Genomic DNA, 21,218 nt, shown 5'->3' with positions numbered 1-21,218 from the left:
CAAATTGAAGTATAGAAAAACTAGAAGGATAGCCAACCAGAAAACACTGACTAGGGTTGGCTTCTAGAATTACTTCGTTGCGCTCAATTGTTTGAGTAATGAATCCATAACGGCTTGTTTATTATTAAGATAATAATTCAAGCCTTTGCTGCGTAAATGGCAGGCAGCACATTCGGAACAGCCATCACCAGGAATACCATTGTAGCAAGTGAGAGTTTGAGTGCGGATAGTCTCCAGATGACCATAATAGTCAGCAAGAGCCCAGGTTTGCGCTTTGTCTAACCACATAAGTGGTGTTTCGAAACGAATGTCTTTTGCTAGGCCTAGACTAACGGCATGATTGAGCGCTTTGACAAACTCGTCACGGCAGTCGGGATAACCTGAAAAGTCAGTTTCACAGACACCAGTGATTACGGCTTCCGCTTTAACTTGGTAGGCATAGATAGCGGCGAGTGTTAGGAATAGAATGTTACGTCCGGGTACAAATGTGCTTGGTAACCCGCTGGCTTCACTCTCTTCATAGTCAGGAACCGGAATATTATCACGGGTTAAGCTACTAACCGCTAGCTCATTAAGCAGAGTGACATTGAGAACTTTATGCGCTTTTGCGCCTAATTGTAAGCTGAGCTTTTGTGCAATATCGATTTCTAAGCGGTGGCGCTGACCATAATCAAAGGTGACACAATGAACCTCATCATAATGTTTGAGTGCCTGAATTAGGCAGGTTGTTGAGTCTTGCCCTCCGCTGAAGACAACAACAGCACGTTTCATGAGTCTCTCCTAAGATTAAATAATGAGGATATTAATTTAGCCCTATGTTAACGAGCCAAGAGGAGAATGAACAGTCTGTTTTTGTACCTTCAACCTCTAACTTAAGCAATTTATGCTATGTTTCGGTTATTTATGCAAAGTTATTCTACAATACTAGCAATTCGTAACAGCTTTATTATTTCATCATGATAGAATTTTGCTGATAATAGGATTCGCTCAGGGGCTAAACATGCTGGATAAAATAGATAAAAAACTACTTTGCTTATTACAAAATGACAGCAGCCTATCATTAAACTCATTAGCCGAAGCCGTCAACTTAACCTCGACACCGTGCTGGAAGCGACTTAAGCGGTTAGAAGACGAAGGATATATTCGAGGACGTGTCACGCTATTAGACGGTGAAAAGCTGGGGTTGGGGCTGACGGTGATTGTCATGATTAAAACCCAACAACATAATAGCGAATGGTATGCGCAATTTGTTTCATTTGTAGAAAAATTACCAGAAGTTTTAGTGTTTTATCGCATGGCCGGTGAGTATGACTATCTGATGCAAGTCGAAGTTCATGATATGAAATCCTATGATCTATTTTATAAGAAACTGGTCAATGGCGTTCATGGCTTAATTGATGTAACCTCCAGTTTTGCAATGGAAAAAATCAAATACACAACCGTGTTGCCCATCCCTGACTAATCAAAAAGTCATCTATTAGCGGAAGAGTGCAAAGTTCGTAATAATAAAGCAAGCAGTCACTAACATCATTCAAGGCAGTAATACGTGCGATTATTTTCACAATTACGTTGGTATTTTATAAGCGAATGGCGTCGCTATGCTGGCGCGATTTGTTTTCTTGTGGTCATTGCTATTCTACAAATGATCCCACCGCGCTTTGTTGGTGTGATAGTGGATGGTATTAGCAAAGGGTCGATGACGAATCAACAGCTTTTGGCATACGTATTATCCATGCTCGGAATTGCTTTAACCGTTTATGGGTTGCGTTACGTTTGGCGTTTATGGCTATTTGGCGCTTCCTACAAATTGGCTGTCCGATTAAGACAACAAATTTATCAGCAGCTTAGCTTACAAAATCAGCCATTTTATTTGAAATATCGCACGGGAGATCTCATCGCGCGTACCACAAATGATGTGGATCGCGTGGTATTTGCTGCAGGTGAAGGCGTCTTAACTCTCGTTGACTCCTTGGTGATGGGATGTGCGGTCCTTATCATGATGAGCATAGAAATAAGTTGGCAGCTCACACTCCTTGCATTGATTCCGATGCCCATTATGGCACTGGTTATTAAGCGTTATGGGGATCAGCTTCATCATCGTTTTAAACATGCACAAGGTGCTTTTTCATCGTTAAATAACCATGCGCAAGAGAGTTTAACCAGTATCCGGATGATCAAAGCATTCGGTCTTGAAAACCATCAATCCAATCAATTTGAGCAAGTTGCCACTGAAGCTGGGCGAAGAAATATGCATGTCGCGAAGATTGATGCTCGTTTCGACCCAACCATTTTTATGGCGATTGGAATGGCAAACTTATTAGCCATCGCGGGTGGAAGCTGGATGGTATTGAATGACACATTAACCCTCGGTGAGCTTACCAGCTTTGTGATGTATTTAGGGCTGATGATCTGGCCGATGCTTGCTCTTGCATGGATGTTTAACATTGTTGAACGAGGAAGTGCAGCGTATAGCCGGATTTTAAGCTTATTAGACGAGCCATTAGTGATTAAGGATGGTAGTCAAAGCTTGCTTGCAGAAAAAGGCGAGTTAAACGTCAATATCAGAACATTTTCGTATCCTGAAACCCAGCGCCATGCTTTGCATGATATCCAGTTCAACGTAAAACCAGGGGGATTCCTTGGGTTATGTGGGCCAACGGGGGCGGGAAAATCGACATTACTTACTGTATTACAACGCCATTTTGATGTGAATGACGGTGAGATTATTTATCAGAATAAATTACTGACAGATATTCGACTCGATGAGTGGCGGGCAAGGTTATCAATAGTGAATCAATCTCCATTCCTATTTTCTGATTCGGTCGCAAACAACATCGCTCTTGGGCGGCCTAATGCAACAATGGAACAAATAGAAGAAGCGGCTCGAGTGGCTTGTGTGCATGAAGATATTTTACGTCTACCAGAAGGGTATCAAACCCAGGTGGGAGAGCGTGGCGTTATGCTTTCAGGGGGGCAAAAACAGCGGATTTCCATAGCCCGTGCAATTTTACAAAATGCAGAAATTCTTATTTTAGATGATGCGCTATCTGCGGTTGATGGGCAGACAGAGCACACCATTTTGCAGAATTTGAGTCGTTGGAGGCAGGGGAGAACGTTGATCATTAGCGCACATCGACTATCGGCTTTGGTGGATGCTGATAATATTCTTGTATTATGCCATGGTGGCATAGTTGCCAAAGGCACTCATAAAGTACTTTCCCAGCAATCTGGTTGGTACAGCGATATGTATCATTATCAGCAAATCGAAGCTGCTTTGGACGGTGATCTATGAGCCAGAGAAAGCCGCTTTGGCCAGCATTAAAACGCTTATTATCTTACGGTAAACCTTACCGCGGTACCATGGGGGTAGCGATTGCTATGCTATGGTTGGCTGCTGCCGCAGAAGTTAGTGGACCCTTACTGATTAGCTACTTTATTGACAATATGGTGGCGAAAAAACAGATCATTATGCCGCTAACGCTGTATATGGTGATTGGATTTATTGCCTTGCAAATCATTGCTGCACTTCTTCATTACCATCAAAAAATTCTGTTTAATCAAGCTTCAGTTGGCGTGGTGCAAAATCTACGGACCGATGTGATGAATGCGGCTCTGCGCCAGCCATTAAGTGCTTTTGATAAGCAACCCGTGGGGCAGATTATTTCTCGTGTCACCAACGACACTGAGGTGATCAAAGATCTGTTTGTTATGGTTGTACCAACGGTCTTTCGCAGTTTGGCATTAATTTGTGCCATGTTAGTCGCCATGTTTTCTTTAGAGTGGCGAATGGCATCCATTGCGGTACTCATTTTCCCTGCGGTTCTGGTTGTAATGTTGGTTTATCAGCGACTTAGTACGCCAATTGTGCGCCGTGTTAGGACATACCTTGCAGATATTAATAATGGTTTCAATGAAGTCATTAATGGTATGACGGTTATCCAGCAATTTTTACAGCAAGCCAGATTTGGCAAAAAAATGTTGGAAGCAAGTGAAAATCACTATCATTCCCGAATGAAAGCATTGAAGTTAGATGGATTATTGCTCAGGCCATTACTGAGTTTGTTTTCTGCTTGTGTGCTATGTGGGCTATTGTTGCTATTTGGATTTGACGGCACCAGTACTGTCGGTGTCGGGGTTCTGTATGTTTTCATTAATTATTTAGGTCGTTTAAACGAACCGTTAATTGAGCTGACATCTCAGCAATCCATGTTGCAACAAGCGGTTGTATCCGGTGAACGTGTTTTTGAGTTGATGGATAGTCCACAGCAAGGCTATGGCGAAAATGTTGCACCATTACAGGGTGGATCAATTGAGATAAAACACCTCTCTTTTGCTTATCGAGATGATAAAAAAGTCCTCGATGACATTAATTTATCTGTCCCAGAACACCATTTTGTGGCACTCGTTGGGCACACGGGAAGTGGAAAAAGTACCATTGCAAACTTAATCATGGGGTATTACCCATGGCAGGAAGGGGAAATTTTACTGGATGGACGAGATTTAAATTCACTTTCCCATCAAGTATTACGAAATGGTATTGCTATGGTGCAGCAGGACCCAGTAGTACTCGCGGCTTCATTTTTTGATAACGTGGCTCTAGGGCGCGATGTTTCCCAAGAAAAAGTGTGGGAAGTCCTTGAAACTGTACAATTAGCTCAGCATGTCCGTGAATTGCCTGATGGATTGGATTCGTTGTTAGGTGAGCAAGGAAATACGTTATCCGTTGGGCAACGACAGTTATTAGCGATGGCGCGAGTACTCGTCGTAACACCGAAAATTCTGATATTGGATGAAGCGACCGCGAATATAGACTCTGGTACTGAGCAGGCAATTCAAAAGGCGCTACGTGTTATTCGTCGAAACACTACGCTGGTGGTGATAGCTCATCGCTTATCGACGATTGTGGATGCTGACCAAGTTGTTGTTCTTCATCGAGGAATGATCGTTGAGCAAGGAAATCATGCTGAGCTTCTCCAGCAGGAAGGCCGCTATTACCAAATGTATCAATTACAACAAGTGGGCGAGTCGCTGAACTCTCGTGATGAAGCGGCTGCGGAAGCATTATTAGTTTAGTTAGTACTCACTGACTAGTCTGTATGGAATTGATAAGGTTACCAAATAAGAAAAGCCTCACAATTAGGAGTTCCTATCTAGTTGAGGCTTTTCTTGTTTTAAAGTAAGTAATGACTTACTTTTTTCGGGCTGATATACATCGGGAAATTATCGAGGTTTTCTCTTACGAATGACCCCTTCTTGTACCGTAGTTGCCACTAAATCCCCTTGTTGATTATAAATTTGCCCTTTAACAAAGCCACGCCCACCAGAAGCAGAAGGGCTCTCAATAGCATACAGTAACCATTCATCAATACGATAAGGGCGATGGAACCACATTGAGTGGTCAATAGTTGCCACTTGTAAGTCGCGTTCCATAAAGCCGCGACCATGAGGCTGTAATGCAGTGGGAAGGAAATTGTAATCCGATGCGTAGCCTAGCAAGTAGTCATGTAACTCTGGTGTATTGGGAAGCTCTCCTTTCGCTTTAAACCAAATATAGCGAAATGGTTCTTGAGGAGCGCTATCAAATGGGCTGTAGAATTGAATCGGGCGAAACTCGAAAGGATTAGGGCGCAGCGCATATTTTTTGACAGCATCGGGAAGCTGGTCTGCGAAGCGTTGAATGATTTCATCCTGTGAAATCAATTGCTCTGGCGCGGGGACATCGGGCATTAAATTTTGATGGTTAAACCCGTCTTCTTGTTCTTGAAATGAGGCGGTCATAAAGAAGATCGGTTTACCATTTTGAATGGCGCTAATACGGCGTGTACTAAAGCTGCCACCATCACGCAAAATTTCTACATCGTAAACAATCGGTTTTTGGCTGTCTCCTGGGCGCAGAAAATAGCTATGAAATGAGGTTATGATGCGATCTTCGGGTGTGGTTTGTTTCGCTGCATACATGGCTTGCCCAACAACTTGCCCACCAAAAACTTGCGGCAAACCAAGATCTTCGCTTTGCCCCCGAAAAATACCTTCTTCAATTTTTTCGAGTTTAATTAGGCTAATTAAGTTTTGTAATTCTGTGCTCATAGTTACCTTGAAGATGGTTAAAAAATATCAGATGCCGCTATTTTCCCATTAATCCACAGAAATAGGTAGGCAGTTTGTGTACGGATTAATTGACAATCGTTTTTGGTTACAATTTGAAATATAATTTCATTATTTAATTTGTATTAGATATAATTTTCTAAGTTTAGATAAACTCTAATATATCAAGAATAATCATATTGAAATGTCTAATTAAATCAAAATATTACAGGTAATTATAATGACATTCTATCGTTACATGATTAGTTCGTTGATACTTATTTTCTTAGTCGGGTGTGAAGGGAACAACGCCAATCCCCCTGAAAAATGGATAAAAGGGAAAAGTAATCACGAAAATCAGCAGGTAGATATTGGTACGATCAGCGGAAATATCCTTATTGCTAAAAATAAAGGATTATCTGAAAACGTGGATATTACGGTTACCATGGTAGATAACTCATTTGTTGAGTTGCCAGCGCTGATATTATCTCAAAAGCACTATACTAACTTGAACAATCAAGTGACGCTTCCGTATCAGCTGACATACCACAAAAATGAAATAAGAAATCAAGCTAAAATCACGGTTAGTGCGACGTTACACGTTGATGGAAAATTAGTCTATATTACAGAATCGCCGACCGAAGTGATCAACAATGGCATGGTTGAAAATATTGATTTACTTCTGGTTCCTGCTAACTAGCGGTTGCTTTTTATTAATAAGTATTAATTCCTGCCAATATTTATTGTTCATACTAAACTGTATTAAATAGCCATTCAGATTTTTGTGTAATAAAACAGCACTTGATCGCCGCTTTCTTGCTATTTAACTATCTATCAAGCATAATGCCCGTGCTTTGAAAGAAGCAATCAATGGGGGCTCTGTTGGTTCTCCCGCAACGCTAACTTGTTAACTAGGTCAGGTCCGGAAGGAAGCAGCCATAGCAGGGGTCGTGTGTGCCGGGATGTCGCTGGCAGGGCTCCCACCCAATATTAAGTCCTCTCTTAATCTTCATATTCTCGTTTTCATCAATCACATGTTCAGTAACAACAGCTATTGTCTTTTGGCTATGCTTTCTTGTTATTATCATGCTTGGTTTAATATATTTTAATAATAAGAAATTGATTACTATTCTTAATTGATATTTACAATGGTTAAATTGATATCAAAATAGCTATTATCGCATGAAATGTTAAATTAATTGGGATTAGGGAAAGGTAAAAATAAAAGGGTATAAAGAGGCTGTCAGTATTCGGTGAATACTAACTAAGATAAATAAGGAATTTTCATTGAGCCGATAAAGTATTACCGGCTATAACCATTCACTATCTATGTGCGTAAATAAGTATTTATCTAACAAACTTCCAAACAGATGCTGGAATTTTATCGTAAAGTTTATTCATAGTGAGTTCGGCAAGACGATGATCTGCTGCAGAGTAAAATAACTCTAATTCATCATCAGATAACTCATACTTATTTTTCTCAATGACGCGCTCAAGTGTTTCAATAGTGGTGCATTTTCTTAAACGCATCAGATAATCGGATTTGGTCATAACGCCCTTTCTTTATGTGTCGATAACCTAAAATATACTATGGGATAGTGAAATTAAAGGTAAATGGTGATTCTATGTCTTACTTGTCAGGCATTTTAGATCATCATCGAGCACGGCGACAAGATTTTGATTCATACTTTCCCAGTCAATGATTTCGCTGAAAGTTATTACTGGGCTGCCAAATAAATTATATGTCTCGTCAAGATACTCTTCAACAAGAGAAATAACGAGATTTTCTTTTGGATACTTGATTTTGAATCGCCAGACAAAAGCTGCAATATGCTCAACGAGCTCATTGAGACTGATGCTTTGTGGCGAACTAAGATCATTTACCCAATGGGTATTTGTTTTTTGTAAACTTGATATTGCGTCTCTATTCAAACTGTTACACAGATATTTTAATTCAGCTATATCATGTTTCTTGGGTGAGTATTCATCCATAATCACCTCCATGGGCGAATCTGACTTTTACTTTGCGTATTTTTGTATCAAAAATAATGTCATATCAACTAAATATAAGCATCTGTTTTCAATATAAGCAAACATAGTTAGTATATTGATAAATATAAGATTATCACTAATTGAGAGAGTTTTTAGATTGTCACTAATATAAAAGTAATATTCAAATATAAACTGATTGCTCAGATTGCTTTCGCCACATCAATAATAATAGCACTTTTATTTCATAAGTCACCACCCAATAATGACTTTTTTATGGAGGGAACCGTAAGAGGACTAGGAAAAATCGGGCTAATTATTTTTCTATCACACTCTAATGAAGAATGTAAATGATATTGTGCGGTTTAGACAATTAAGTGTATTTAGACGATATGTTACAACTAAAATTGTGATCGAGATTGATATCGAGATTAAGCCTAATTAAATAGTTTATTTCTAATCATTGAAATTTATTTAATATAAAATCCCCTAAGGTTTAACTTTTATGGGGATTTTTGAAATATTTAATTTAAAGATATAAATTCAATGTAACACCTGGCTTTAAATCTGCCATTTTAACACCTGAGTTCCAATTCATCAGGTCGTTAAGTTTAATTCCATGACGTTTAGCAATGCTGTAATAAGTATCACCTTTTCTGACTTTGTAGGTTCCACCTTTGCGGTTATTGCTGGTCGGTGTCGTACCTGAAATTTTTAATGTTTGTCCTGGAAGGATGTTAGCTTTAGCTGTTTTTAACCCATTTAGCTGTTGGATGTTCTTTGCCGTTGTATTGAATTTTTTAGCAATACTCGCGATAGATTCACCTTTGCGAACTTTATAACTAAAGGTTTTAGCTTGCTTTGAGTTCGCTTTTGCTGTCTGGATATTACTCGCTGTGGCTTTCGCATAACGATTTTGTGCTACCGCGTTACGAATATCATTTAATACGTCTTGATCCGTCAGTGAAACTTTTAACTGCTCAGCTTTTGCAGTTGGCAACATAATATAATGCGGACCATTTGGTGACGTAACGCCTCGGGTATAACCCGAATTATAGGTTTTAATGGATTCTTCCGTTAAACCTGTTAATTCAGCAGCTTGAGTCAATGTGATTTGTTGTCCCACATCAACTTGCGTTAACCCTCTATTCTTATTGCTTTTTGGTAATCTGACTTGATAGCGTTCTGGTTGTCTCAGCACTTGGCTAAGCGCAAGGATCTTCGGAACATATTGTTTGGTTTCTTTAGGTAATTGAAGAGACCAAAAATCTGTTGGTAAGCCAGCAGCTTCATTCTTTTTAATCGCGTTTTGTACGCAACCTTCACCGCAGTTATAAGCAGCAAGTGTGAGCTCCCAATCGTGACCAAACATAATGTTTAGATTTTCAAGGAGATCTAACGCTGCTTTTGTGGATGTCACAACATCGCGTCGCTCATCAACCCACTGCGTCTGTTTTAACCCATATGAACGTGCCGTGATGGGTACGATTTGCCAAAGACCCGCCGCTTGTGCAGGGGATGTGGCTTTAGGGTTATATGAACTTTCAATGACAGGAATTAAGGCTAATTCCATTGGTAAGTTACGATCATTGATTTCATCTACAATTAAGTACATGTAAGGCTCTGCTCTTACTGCCACATCATAGATAAAACTTTGTTTATTGGAGTAACTATTGGCCATTTCCCGAATTGTTGCGTTTTCGGGAATATCCATCTTCAGTTCACCACTAATATAACCCCAAAGGTCATGATCGACTTTGGAAACCTGTCTACTTGCTGCTTGGTTATGGGATGCAACAGTGTCAATTGAGTGGTTGGCTGAAGATTTTGGTTGCTTAACGGTGACTTTGGAAGCGCCTTGACAGCCCGCAAGCAAAACAATGGCGATGAGGGTCGCGATTATCTTCATTAGCTCTGTTTTTCTTTGTTTTTAATGTTTAAAAGTTGACCAGATAATACTGGCTTTAGCTGTTATTGACAATAATTATACATCAATATTCATCTTTTAATTGGCGTAATAATGTAAAAACTGCTCGTAATGATGGATTTGTCATATTAATGTTCAGTTTTTGTTGCAATTCAGGGTTTTCGCACTGTAAAAAAATGTTGATATTTTTCTCGGTTTTCAATGTACTAGGTACTGTTGCTTGCTGATTATTGCGCAAAGTTCTTACTTTTTCGGAATAGTTCGTAATTGTCTCATTTTCAGGCCAAATATGATGAGCGAATTGTAAATTAGACTGCGTATACTCATGCGCACAGCAGATGAGAGTATCATCAGGAAGTGCTGCGATTTTTTGAATCGATTGATACATTTGAGCGGGAGTACCCTCAAAGATCCGCCCACAACCGGCTGAAAATAATGTATCGCCACAAAATAGGTAAGGAGCTTGGTAAAAACCAATATGTCCAAGCGTGTGACCTGGGAGACCGATGACTTGAAAATTGAAGTCATCAATGGTGACGGAATCGCCATCACACACCAACTCTGTCGCCCCTTTAACTAAGGTTTCTTGGGGGCCAAATACAGGGAGTTTTGGATATTGAGCAATAATTTCTTTCACACCCTGTGTATGGTCGTTATGATGATGGGTGAGTAAAATTGCAACAGGGGTCAATTGGTTAGCCGTTAATATTGAGAGAACCGGTTCTGACTCAGCAGGGTCAACGATGATACACTGCTGGTTGTTTGCTAGTAGCCAAATGTAATTATCATTTAACGCTGGTACTCGAATTAACTCCATAATCAACCTCGATCCGATTTTTAAGGGGAATGTTATGAAACCTGCGCGTATTGAAGAAAAGATTCAAATGCCCGCCAGTTGGTCTGATATTCCTTTTGGTGAACACTATCGCCAAGCCTTGGAAGCCCAGTTAGCGCCTTGGTGGCAAAAAATGTTTGGTTTTCACCTGCTTAAATTAGGTCATTTGAGTACAGAAATCCACACTAAAGAGTGCATGATCCCTCATCAATTCACGCTAGGTGAAGATCCTCACGTATTTGATGTCGCGGCAAATCCCGAAGCACTGCCTTTTGCGGATAAGACTATTGATGCCTGTTTAATGCCCCACTTACTTGCCTATAGCCATGATCCGCATTGGATCTTACGGGAAGTTGATCGGGTATTGATCGATGATGGTTGGCTGATTTTATCGGGATTTAATCCATTTAGCCTAGCTGGGATGGCGAAATTAGTGCCTATTTTGCGTAAGCAGCAGCCTTACTGTAGCCGTTTTTTCCCTTCTCTCCGGGTATTTGATTGGCTAGGGTTACTCAATTATGAGGTGCTATATCACCGAAACTGCCAAGTGCTTCCTTGGGTTTCATCGGAAAAACGGGTCAATAAACGTTGTGGTGGAATTGGCGTGATCAGCGTGATTGTTGCAAGAAAACGGACATATCCATTAACGCCAACGCCCCTGAAATTTAAGCAGCCTAAGGTGAAAATTTCAACAGCGTTGGGTGCAACGAAAGAAATCAGTAAATCGAAGCAACTTCGTTAAGTCTGAACCTGACTATTCTTGAGTAGGCTGGTAGCCTGTATCTTCTTTTGTTGGCGCATTGGCCGCGGCGCGAGCTAATTCATCACACTTTTCATTCTCCGCATGACCCGCATGACCTTTTACCCAGCGCCAATCGATAGTATGGCGTATAATTGCTTGGTCGAGACGCTTCCAAAGATCCACATTGACCACTGGCGATTTATCCGCTTTTTTCCATTGGCGGCGTTTCCAATTGTGGATCCATTGAGTGATCCCTTGACGTACATATTGGCTATCGGTAGTCAGGATAATATCGCAAGGTCGGGTAAGTGACTCTAAAGCAACGATTGCCGCGAGTAATTCCATGCGATTATTGGTGGTGAGGAAAAAACCATCACTGAGTGTTTTCTCATGTTGCTGATAACGAAGTACGATACCGTATCCGCCGGGTCCTGGGTTACCTAAACAAGACCCATCAGTGAAAATTTCTACCTGCTTTGTCATTTCTGTTACACTCTTCCTTATTCATCAACTTCTAGTTTGACACAAAAAAACATTATGAGCACGGCGATAACCCGACAAATTGTCCTCGATACTGAAACCACAGGTATGAACAAGCTTGGTGTTCATTATGAAGGGCACAATATCATTGAAATTGGTGCTGTAGAGGTGATTAATCGCCGCCTAACAGGACGTAATTTCCATGTGTACATCAAACCAGACCGTCTCGTTGACCCAGAAGCTTTTGAAGTCCACGGAATCAGTGATGAGTTTTTGCAAGACAAACCAGTATTTGCCGATATAGCCGATGAATTTATCGAATTTATTCGCGGTGCAGAACTTGTTATTCACAATGCGCCCTTCGATATCGGTTTTATGGACTACGAGTTTCGTAAGCTCAACAGAGGCATTCCTCCAACCTCCGAATTCTGCACCATTACCGATAGCTTAGTATTAGCTCGCAAGATTTTCCCCGGTAAACGTAATAATTTAGACGCCTTATGTGATAGATACCTTATCGATAACTCCAAGCGAACATTGCACGGCGCTTTACTCGATGCTGAGATCCTCTCTGACGTCTACTTAGCGATGACAGGGGGGCAGACCTCTCTTGCATTTTCAATGGAATCTGAGTCCAGCAATACAGAGCAAGCCAATGAAATTCAACGTATTAAGCGTCCAGTCAGTGGATTAAAAATTATTTATGCTTCTGATGAAGAAATTGCAGAGCATGAAGCCCGCTTAGATATCGTGGATAAAAAAGGGGGGAAACCCTGTTTATGGCGGCAAACTGAGCAAGATGACGAAACTCTTCATTAGGTCGACAGTTTTGTGATCTGATAAGGCTAAAAACTGCTCAATCGTACGATTTTTCAAGAAAAAGAGTTGACTGTCATATCAAGTATTCGTAATATGCTTCGCGTTCCCAGTAGGGAACTTCGGAGCGGTAGTTCAGTTGGTTAGAATACCTGCCTGTCACGCAGGGGGTCGCGGGTTCGAGTCCCGTCCGTTCCGCCACATTATGACGCCATGCTATTGATTAGCATGGCGTTTTTGCTTTTAGGGTTTTGCCAGTATGCCATTCAGTATGCCTCTTTATTTTGGTTTCCCTCCGATTGTATTGGTGGGTATTGGATTCTTTATCTCTTTTTTGTCAATCTAAGAATAACAACTTAAGTGCCAACCAAGTTGTTATCTGCGATAAGCTTCTCAACTATTAATCTCGATAGTGCAATGGGCACAATCAAAGTCTGTAAAAATTTTTTGCCTATTTTTTCGTTTGATTGAAATTTTCCTATCGGCTTATCATCAACATAGACCTCAAATTGTGCTGCCTCTGCTATCGTTTGAGTGAATTTGTGCCACATATTACCGTTACTACGTATTTTGGTTTCATCAGGAATAAAGTTACCCTGCTGAGTGAGCAAATGTTTGCCCGCCATTGAGAAGCCGAATTTTCATTTGTATTACCTTATTCACTAATTGCTAAGTTGTATTAAGGCTAACAAACTAAAATAAAGACAAAAAGCGGAGTAATGAATGGTCACTTATAGTTTGATTATCTTAAATGGTAATTTGATTAAGCTGAATTTAGTCAAATGTCTCCATAAAGACTATTTTTATAGTTAAAGCTATTAACTAGAGGGATTGTTGATTTTTTAGCAAAAGTCTATTGAGCTTATGGCTATTTCCCTCTGCATTATTCCACCGTATTCTCTGTGGTATTCAAATTGTCGTGGTAATTATTCGTTAGTTTGTCGTTAATGAAGGTGGTCTAACCAGATAATTACCCGTGAAGTTTAACGTGAACTAATTTAAGAGAGATAACATAATTACTGTTCCTATGATGGGTGTTGGTACGTTTCGTTTAAAAGATGATGTTGTGATTGCATCAGTAAAAAATGCATTAGATGTTGGGTATCGTGCGGTTGATACCGCTCAAATCTATGAAAACGAAGCTGCTGTTGGGCAGGCAATTGCTGAAAGCGGTATTGCACGCGATAAACTCTATATTACAACCAAAATTTGGATTGAGAATTTAAGCAAAGATAATCTGATTCCAAGCCTGAAAAAAAGCCTGAGCGACTTACAGACAGATTATGTCGATTTAACATTGGTCCACTGGCCATCTCCAAATGATGCGGTTTCTGTTGAAGAGTTTATGCTTGCTTTATTAGAAGCGAAAAAACAAGGTTTAACTCGTGAAATTGGTGTATCAAACTTTACTATTCCATTGATGGAAGACAGCTGTTGCTGTCGTTGGTGCGGAAAATATTGCCACCAACCAAATTGAATTATCACCGTATCTGCAAAACCGCAAAGTGGTTGAGCGAGCAAAAGAATTAGGTATTCATATTACATCGTATATGACACTGGCTTACGGCAAGGCATTAAAAGATGACGTTATCCAGTCCATTGCGCAAAAACATAACGCAACCCCAGCTCAAGTTATTTTGTCATGGGCGATGGGTGAAGGTTATTCTGTGATCCCATCATCAACCAAGCGTGAAAATTTAATCAGTAACCTAAAAGCCACAGAATTACAGCTTGACCAAGAAGATCGTGATGCAATTGCAAAACTGGACGTGAATTTATGACCAGCGCGAGCCTACTAGCCCTCGTCGATCTGCCGTTTATTTTGCTGTTTATCGGCGTGATCAGCATGATCGGTGGTTACTTAGCATTGGTGCCACTGACCATTATCCCGATTGTGGTGATCGCGGGTCTTTTGATCCAAAAGCCGCTGGCAAAAGGGATCAACGCATCAATGAAAGAGACGTCTCAACGCCAAGGTTTAGCGGTGGAATCCATTGAAGGGATTGAAACCTTAAAGCTGAACAATGCGGTGAACTGGGCGCAACAGCGCTGGGAAATGCTCACAGAAAAAACCGCATTTTCATCCATTGCGGTGCGCAATCTTACCAACTTTATGGTCAACTTCAGTGCGGCGATGCAGCAGCTGAATACCGTCGGTTTAGTGTGTTTAGGGACTTATTTGATCCACGCGAACGATGTGAACTCGCGCATTACGATGGGGGCGCTGATCGCCAGTGTAATCTTATCTGGTCGAGCATTAGCGCCACTGGGGCAAATTGCGGGTCTGGCAACACGTTTCCAATCAGCGCGTATGGCATTAGCCGGCGTACGCAATATCTTTAGCCGTCCTATCGAACGCGAAGATCATAAGAAATACATCTCGCCGACTTCCGTTAATGGCGCATTACGACTGACCAATGTGACCTATCAATATAATAAAGATGGGCAGCCAGCATTAAACAACATTAATTTGGAGATCAAAGCGGGAGAGAAAGTTGCGATCCTCGGCAAAATTGGTGGCGGGAAAAGTACACTATTGAAATTACTCACCGGGCTATATGAACAGCAGCAAGGGAATATCAGCTTAGATGAGCTCGATATTCGTCAAATTGACCCGATTTTCCTCAGAAGCAAAGTCGGCATGTTGACACAAAAGCCACGTTTATTCTTCGGAACTCTGAGTGAAAACTTGGATTTGGCGCGTCTTGACGGCTATTCCAGCGATGACGATTTAGTGCGTGCACTCAAGCGCTTCCAGCTCGATAAAATCATTCGTCAGCATCCAGCAGGTTTAGATATGCCGCTAGGGGAAGATGGTTTAGGGCTTTCAGGCGGACAAAAACAGATGGTGGCACTGGCGCAGTTAACCCTGCATAACCCAAATGTGGTGTTGCTGGATGAGCCAACCACGGGCATTGATGTGGATACCGAAAAACGGGTGCTTGATGCGCTAGAAGCGTGGACGAAAGACAAAACGCTGATCGTCGTCACCCATAAATTGCCAATTTTACGTTTAGTTGACCGCATTATCGTGATGGATGAAGGCAAAATCTTAATTGATGGTCCGAAACAAAAAGTCTTAAAAGCGTTAGGACAAACGGAGCAAGCCACTGGCACGGTCACGACAGATAAACCCGCTCCACAACCTGCGCCACAAGTGCGAGTCGTTTCACAGGTTAGACACGTAATTAATAAAGAAGAAGGGGCGATTTAAAATGGATCAATATGGTAAAGCGCCAAAAGAGCATCGCACTTTTTCCAGCGATTTTTCTCACGATTTAGAATCGGTAATGAGAAAAGAGCACAGTAACTTACTGTTTTTGCCTATTATCTTTCTGGCGCTATTACTGACGATTTTTGTGGTCTGGGCCTATAACAGTAACTTAGAAGAGATCATTCGTGGGCAGGGAACTATTATCCCAAGCAGTCGCGAGCAAGTTATTCAAAGTATCGATCCTGGCAATATCCAAGAGATGTACGTCAAAGAGGGGGATATTGTTGAAAAAGGACAAATTTTACTGAAACTGGATGATGCGCGCAGTATGGTATTATTACGTGAAAGCCAAGCGCGAGTGCAAAACCTTGAAGCCATTTCAGCGCGTTTGCAGGGCGAATCTCGCAACGAAGCTCCTGATTTTTCAAAGATAGCCGACCAAGAATTAGTGGAGCGTGAAATCAACACCTACAACGCGAAAAAAACGCAGCGTGACCAAGCTATTGCAGGTTTACGCCAAAGCAAAGGGTTATTAGACAGAGAAATCGCTATCACTAAACCATTGGCGAAAGAAGGGTTAGTTTCCAATGTGGAAATCCTGCGAATGGAAAGGCAATCTGTTGAATTAGCAACGCAAATTAACGAACGCATGAATAACTACCTTGCGGAAGCGAACGCCGAATTAGTGAAAGTGGAATCGGAACTGGATCAAGCGGAAGAGACCATGAGCATGCGCGAAGACCCTGTTACACGCTCGGAGATCCGCGCACCCGTTCACGGCATCGTAAAAAACATTAAGATCAATACCATCGGTGGCGTGGTGAATACAGGGCAAGACATCCTTGAGATCATTCCCCTCGATGATAAATTGATGGTGGAAGCTTATATTCGTCCGCAAGATGTGGCTTTCTTAAGACCGGGAATGCCAGTGGTGGTGAAAGTAACTGCTTATGATTACGCTATTTATGGTGGCTTAAATGGGGTGGTAAAGTTAATCAGCCCTGACACGCTGAGTAATGATAATCGCCGTAGTGAATTGAAGCTTAATCCGGATGAGACGTTCTACCGAATTCTTGTCGAAACGGATACCAATTATTTATTAGATAAAAATAACCATAAAATGGAAATCATTCCGGGTATGGTGGCATCGGTGGATATCAAAACGGGCGAAAAAAGCGTCTTTGATTACCTGATTAAGCCTATCACGCGGATGAAACAGGCGATGACAGAGCGTTAATCGCGATAAAAGAAAACAAAAAGAAAGCAATGTGAAAACAAGGGTGCAAAGATGAGCGCCCTTGTTGTTTTGTGCGGGTTTTCCAGTAAAAAATTTGCCAAATATCACTAATATTGCGGCTAATTACTCAAGAAGCATAAATCACCTTGATCCTAAGTGGTGAACTCAGGTTTAATACGGTCAGGCAATTGCGCAAAACGAAGAACTCAAAGGGATATTTTGCGCAATGGAAAGGATTCAGCTTGACGGTTGCGATAAAGATCCGCAGTCTGCTGTCATATTGTTTCAAATAATTGCTGTATGGATGAAATTGCGCTAGTTTCGTAGGGTCTCATCGCCAAACTTCAAGTTGTGGGTAGGTCTAATAAGCTTTTATGCACCTGCGGCTCGAATTATTGAGGCTAACTCTATAAACCGCAATGATTCCCTATTGCGTTGTGAATATTGGTTTAAGTACGTTCTATCCTACTTGGAGTATACTAATGACGACTCGTAAAACCCTTGCTAATGCTATCCGCTTTCTAAGTATGGATGCGGTTCAAAAAGCAAAATCAGGGCACCCTGGCGCACCAATGGGCATGGCTGATATTGCTGAAGTTCTTTGGCGCAACCATATGAATCATAACCCAGCAGATCCACATTGGGCTAACCGCGACCGCTTCGTACTGTCTAACGGTCACGGTTCAATGCTGATTTACAGCTTGCTGCACCTGACCGGTTATGACTTATCTATTGATGAGTTAAAGAACTTCCGTCAATTACATTCTAAAACCCCGGGTCACCCAGAATATGGTTATACGCCAGGCGTTGAAACCACTACCGGTCCTTTAGGTCAAGGTATTGCAAACGCAGTGGGTTTTGCGATTGCAGAACGTACTTTAGCGGCACAATTCAACCGCCCAGGTCATGACGTTGTCGACCACCATACCTATGTGTTCATGGGTGACGGCTGTATGATGGAAGGTATCTCCCACGAAGTGTGTTCATTAGCGGGTACCCTGAAATTAAATAAACTGGTCGCATTCTACGATGACAACGGCATCTCTATCGATGGTGAAGTTGAAGGCTGGTTTACTGATGATACCGCCGCTCGTTTCGAAGCTTACGGCTGGCACGTTATCCGTGACATCGATGGTCACGATGCAGACCAAATCAACGCTGCAGTGAACGAAGCACACAAACAATCAGATAAACCAACACTGATTATGTGCAAAACCGTTATCGGTTTTGGTTCACCAAACAAAGCAGGCACCGAAGCGGTTCACGGCGCACCTTTAGGTGATGCAGAAATCGCAGCAACTCGTGAAGCACTGGGCTGGAAATTCGGTCCATTCGAAATCCCAGCGGATATCTACCAAGCTTGGGATGCGCGCGAAGCTGGTAAAGAAAAACAGCATTCTTGGAATGAAAAATTTGCGGCATACGCAAAAGCACACCCAGAATTAGCGAAAGAATTCGAACGTCGTATGGCGGGTGAACTGCCAGCGAACTTTGATGCAGAAGCGAAAAAATTCGTTGAAAATCTGCAACAAAACCCTGCGAATATCGCAAGCCGTAAAGCATCTCAAAACGCGTTAGAAGCATTCGGTAAAGTATTACCAGAATTCATGGGCGGTTCTGCGGACTTAGCGCCAAGTAACTTAACCATGTGGTCTGGCTCTAAACCTCTGAACGAAGACAAAGCGGGTAACTACATCCATTACGGTGTTCGTGAATTCGGTATGTCCGCAATCATGAACGGTATCGCTCTTCACGGTGGTTTCATCCCTTACGGCGCAACATTCTTAATGTTCGTTGAATACGCACGTAACGCGGTACGTATGGCAGCGCTGATGAAAATTCGCAGCATCTTCGTTTATACCCATGACTCTATCGGTCTGGGTGAAGATGGCCCAACGCACCAACCAGTAGAACAACTGGCAAGCCTGCGTGTGACTCCAAACATGAGCACATGGCGTCCATGTGACCAAGTGGAATCTGCAGTTGCATGGAAATATGCCATTGAGCGTAAAGATGGCCCAAGCGCACTGATTTTCTCTCGTCAAAACCTGGAACAGCAACCTCGTACCGCTGAGCAATTAGCAAATATCGAGAAAGGGGCTTATATCCTGAAAGATTGCGCAGGTACGCCTGAGCTGATCTTTATTGCAACCGGTTCTGAAGTTGAATTAGCAGTGAAAGCGGCTGAGCAACTGACTGCGGAAGGTCGTAAAGTTCGCGTGGTTTCTATGCCTTCTACCGATGCATTCGACAAGCAAGATGCGGCTTACCGTGAAGCCGTTCTGCCTGCAAACGTAACTGCTCGTGTGGCTATCGAAGCGGGTATCGCTGATTACTGGTTCAAATACACTGGCCTGAATGGCGCTATCATCGGTATGCACTCATTCGGTGAATCAGCACCAGCGGATCAGCTGTACAAAGAGTTCGGTATTACGGTTGAAAACGCCGTTAAAGCTGCGAAATCTCTGCTGAAATAATTCATTTGATTGCTTGAGGTGTGTTCCGAATAACCGGCTGCGCCTCTGAAAATAAAGTGAATTAATCTAATTTACGCCTCAATATCAAGTTTGGTATTGGGGCGTTGTTTTTTTGTGCACCGTTTCTTGTTTTTCTATTGCGTTCTCTAAATATATCCCTTAATCTAAAACTCAATAAGCTGAACCGTTTCAGTTGCATTTGAAATAATGTAAATAAATTTTAAAAATGTCGAGTGAAGCACACTTTTGATGTTTGACAGTTAAAATGAGCAGTAGAGTTGGTGGTAGTCAGTTATCCTTAGCAACCGTGTGATTTTGCTCAGATACAAGGTGTAGAATGGCAATCAGGGTAGCAATAAACGGCTTCGGTCGAATTGGTCGAAGTGTCCTCAGAGCGTTATATGAATCAGGTCGCCGGGCAGAAATTGTCGTTGTTGCGGTCAATGAATTAGCGGAGCCGGAAGGTATCGCTCATTTGCTGAAGTATGATTCAAGTCACGGACGCTTTGCATGGGATGTCCGCCTCAATGGCGATCTGCTACAAGTTGGGGATGACAATATGCGTCTTTTCCATCAAGCGGATATCAGCAAGCTACCTTGGAAAGAGTTAGGTGTGGATGTGGTGTTAGATTGCACGGGCGTTTACGGCTCTCGCGAAGATGGGTTAAAGCATCTGCAAGCCGGCGCGAAAAAAGTGCTCTTTTCCCATCCGGGAACCGATGATCTCGATGCGACCATTGTGTATGGCGTTAACCATGACAGCCTACAAAGAAGCGATAGTATCGTTTCCAATGCATCTTGTACCACCAACTGTATTATTCCAGTCATCAAAGTGTTGGATGATGCATTTGGTATTGAGTCGGGCACAGTCACCATCATTCATGCATCCATGAATGATCAACCTGTGATTGACGCCTACCATAAAGATTTACGCAGAACGCGGGCAGCGAGCCAATCGATTATTCCTGTCGATACTAAATTGGCTGCGGGGATCACACGAATTTTTCCAAAATTCCAAGGCAGCTTCGAAGCGATTTCTGTACGCGTTCCAACCACCAATGTTACTGCCATTGACTTAAGCGTCACTGTCGATGCGGATGTTTGTGTTGATAAAGTCAACAAGCTATTACAGAGCGCCGCGCACGGGCATTTTCGTGGTATAGTAGACTATACTGAACTACCGTTAGTCTCGATGGATTTTAATCATGATCCGCACAGCGCGATTATTGATGGCACGCAAACACGAGTTAGCGGCAAGAACTTAATCAAAACCCTGGTTTGGTGTGATAACGAATGGGGGTTTGCTAACCGGATGCTAGATACAACCCTAGCGATGGCAGCAACAGGTTTAAACTAATTGGCGTCTGACAGACAGCGGGGCACAATAGATAAATACGCTATTGACCACCTTGCACAG

The 21,218-nt window shown here is 42.0% G+C and carries 18 protein-coding genes, 1 tRNA gene, 1 other RNA gene and 1 pseudogene; 13 read left to right on the top strand and 8 right to left on the bottom strand.

Annotation, left to right across the window (positions count from 1 at the left end; all coding sequences use genetic code 11):
• Positions 1-69: 69 nt before the first annotated feature.
• Positions 70-771, bottom strand: a complete 702-nt coding sequence (queC, locus tag GKR48_RS12315) for a 7-cyano-7-deazaguanine synthase QueC (protein WP_154628291.1) — start codon at positions 769-771, stop codon at positions 70-72.
• Between the two features lie 229 nt (positions 772-1,000).
• Between queC and GKR48_RS12310 the strand changes: the two genes are divergently transcribed.
• From GKR48_RS12310 to GKR48_RS12300, 3 genes are all read left to right on the top strand, one after another.
• On the top strand, positions 1,001-1,462 hold the full coding sequence (locus tag GKR48_RS12310) for an Lrp/AsnC family transcriptional regulator (protein ID WP_036953928.1): 462 nt from the start codon (positions 1,001-1,003) through the stop codon (positions 1,460-1,462).
• 84 nt (positions 1,463-1,546) lie between these two features.
• Entirely contained in the window at positions 1,547-3,292 is a 1,746-nt protein-coding gene (locus tag GKR48_RS12305) for a SmdA family multidrug ABC transporter permease/ATP-binding protein (protein WP_336431157.1), read from the top strand.
• Positions 3,289-5,073 carry a SmdB family multidrug efflux ABC transporter permease/ATP-binding protein gene (locus tag GKR48_RS12300; protein WP_154628290.1) on the top strand — a complete coding sequence of 595 codons (1,785 nt, stop codon included), beginning with the start codon at positions 3,289-3,291 and terminating at the stop codon, positions 5,071-5,073. Before GKR48_RS12305 ends, GKR48_RS12300 begins: the two co-directional genes overlap by 4 nt.
• 147 nt (positions 5,074-5,220) lie before the next feature.
• On the opposite strand, the gene tesB is transcribed toward GKR48_RS12300, so the two are convergent.
• Positions 5,221-6,087: an acyl-CoA thioesterase II gene (gene tesB / locus GKR48_RS12295; RefSeq protein ID WP_154628289.1), complete on the bottom strand. Its 867-nt coding sequence runs from the start codon at positions 6,085-6,087 to the stop codon at positions 5,221-5,223.
• 238 nt (positions 6,088-6,325) lie between these two features.
• On the opposite strand from tesB, the gene GKR48_RS12290 reads away from it, so the two are divergent.
• Together GKR48_RS12290 and ffs are read left to right on the top strand one after the other, a co-directional pair.
• Positions 6,326-6,784 (top strand): YbaY family lipoprotein, encoded by a 459-nt coding sequence (locus tag GKR48_RS12290; protein WP_154628288.1) that lies wholly within the window; start codon positions 6,326-6,328, stop codon positions 6,782-6,784.
• A 180-nt stretch (positions 6,785-6,964) separates the two neighbouring features.
• Positions 6,965-7,061: signal recognition particle sRNA small type (ffs, locus tag GKR48_RS12285), an RNA gene on the top strand.
• 370 nt (positions 7,062-7,431) lie between these two features.
• Here ffs and GKR48_RS12280 read toward each other — a convergent pair.
• The 4 genes from GKR48_RS12280 to gloB form a co-directional block, all read right to left on the bottom strand.
• Positions 7,432-7,635, bottom strand: coding sequence for an HHA domain-containing protein (locus tag GKR48_RS12280; protein ID WP_004905417.1), 204 nt, complete (start codon positions 7,633-7,635; stop codon positions 7,432-7,434).
• Between the two features lie 72 nt (positions 7,636-7,707).
• Entirely contained in the window at positions 7,708-8,076 is a 369-nt protein-coding gene (tomB, locus tag GKR48_RS12275) for an Hha toxicity modulator TomB (protein ID WP_154602723.1), read from the bottom strand.
• 526 nt (positions 8,077-8,602) lie between these two features.
• Positions 8,603-9,982 (bottom strand): murein transglycosylase D, encoded by a 1,380-nt coding sequence (gene mltD / locus GKR48_RS12270; RefSeq protein ID WP_154628287.1) that lies wholly within the window; start codon positions 9,980-9,982, stop codon positions 8,603-8,605.
• A gap of 82 nt (positions 9,983-10,064) precedes the next feature.
• On the bottom strand, positions 10,065-10,817 hold the full coding sequence (gene gloB, locus GKR48_RS12265) for a hydroxyacylglutathione hydrolase (RefSeq protein ID WP_154628286.1): 753 nt from the start codon (positions 10,815-10,817) through the stop codon (positions 10,065-10,067).
• Positions 10,818-10,851: 34 nt separating this feature from the next.
• On the opposite strand from gloB, the gene GKR48_RS12260 reads away from it, so the two are divergent.
• Complete coding sequence (locus GKR48_RS12260; protein ID WP_154602720.1) at positions 10,852-11,577, top strand: class I SAM-dependent methyltransferase; 726 nt, start codon at positions 10,852-10,854, stop codon at positions 11,575-11,577.
• A gap of 12 nt (positions 11,578-11,589) precedes the next feature.
• Here GKR48_RS12260 and rnhA read toward each other — a convergent pair whose 3' ends face one another.
• Complete coding sequence (gene rnhA, locus GKR48_RS12255; protein ID WP_154628285.1) at positions 11,590-12,060, bottom strand: ribonuclease HI; 471 nt, start codon at positions 12,058-12,060, stop codon at positions 11,590-11,592.
• Positions 12,061-12,114: 54 nt separating this feature from the next.
• Between rnhA and dnaQ the strand changes: the two genes are divergently transcribed.
• Both dnaQ and GKR48_RS12245 read left to right on the top strand, forming a co-directional pair.
• Positions 12,115-12,876: a DNA polymerase III subunit epsilon gene (gene dnaQ / locus GKR48_RS12250; protein WP_154628284.1), complete on the top strand. Its 762-nt coding sequence runs from the start codon at positions 12,115-12,117 to the stop codon at positions 12,874-12,876.
• A 121-nt stretch (positions 12,877-12,997) separates the two neighbouring features.
• Positions 12,998-13,074, top strand: a tRNA-Asp gene (locus GKR48_RS12245).
• A 155-nt stretch (positions 13,075-13,229) separates the two neighbouring features.
• Here the strand turns inward: GKR48_RS12245 and GKR48_RS12240 are convergent.
• Positions 13,230-13,499: a hypothetical protein gene (locus tag GKR48_RS12240; RefSeq protein WP_154628283.1), complete on the bottom strand. Its 270-nt coding sequence runs from the start codon at positions 13,497-13,499 to the stop codon at positions 13,230-13,232.
• A 401-nt stretch (positions 13,500-13,900) separates the two neighbouring features.
• Here GKR48_RS12240 and dkgB point away from each other — a divergent pair.
• The 5 genes and pseudogenes from dkgB (at position 13,901) to epd (ending at position 21,158) form a co-directional block, all read left to right on the top strand.
• A pseudogene (gene dkgB / locus GKR48_RS12235) lies at positions 13,901-14,654 on the top strand (2,5-didehydrogluconate reductase DkgB).
• Positions 14,651-16,087 carry an ATP-binding cassette domain-containing protein gene (locus GKR48_RS12230; protein WP_230088661.1) on the top strand — a complete coding sequence of 479 codons (1,437 nt, stop codon included), beginning with the start codon at positions 14,651-14,653 and terminating at the stop codon, positions 16,085-16,087. The pseudogene dkgB and the gene GKR48_RS12230 overlap by 4 nt, the downstream one beginning before the upstream one ends.
• A 1-nt stretch (position 16,088) precedes the next feature.
• Positions 16,089-17,324: an HlyD family efflux transporter periplasmic adaptor subunit gene (locus GKR48_RS12225; protein ID WP_154628282.1), complete on the top strand. Its 1,236-nt coding sequence runs from the start codon at positions 16,089-16,091 to the stop codon at positions 17,322-17,324.
• A 482-nt stretch (positions 17,325-17,806) separates the two neighbouring features.
• Positions 17,807-19,801 (top strand): transketolase, encoded by a 1,995-nt coding sequence (gene tkt, locus GKR48_RS12220; RefSeq protein WP_154604462.1) that lies wholly within the window; start codon positions 17,807-17,809, stop codon positions 19,799-19,801.
• Between the two features lie 337 nt (positions 19,802-20,138).
• Positions 20,139-21,158: an erythrose-4-phosphate dehydrogenase gene (epd, locus tag GKR48_RS12215; RefSeq protein WP_154628281.1), complete on the top strand. Its 1,020-nt coding sequence runs from the start codon at positions 20,139-20,141 to the stop codon at positions 21,156-21,158.
• The last annotated feature ends 60 nt before the right edge of the window (positions 21,159-21,218 follow it).

Origin of the sequence: Providencia sp. wls1943 (assembly GCF_009706275.1) — a bacterium.
Lineage (GTDB): Bacteria > Pseudomonadota > Gammaproteobacteria > Enterobacterales > Enterobacteriaceae > Providencia > Providencia zhijiangensis.
Note: the sequence above shows the minus strand (reverse complement) of the source record. Positions and strands in the feature narration are given on the sequence as shown.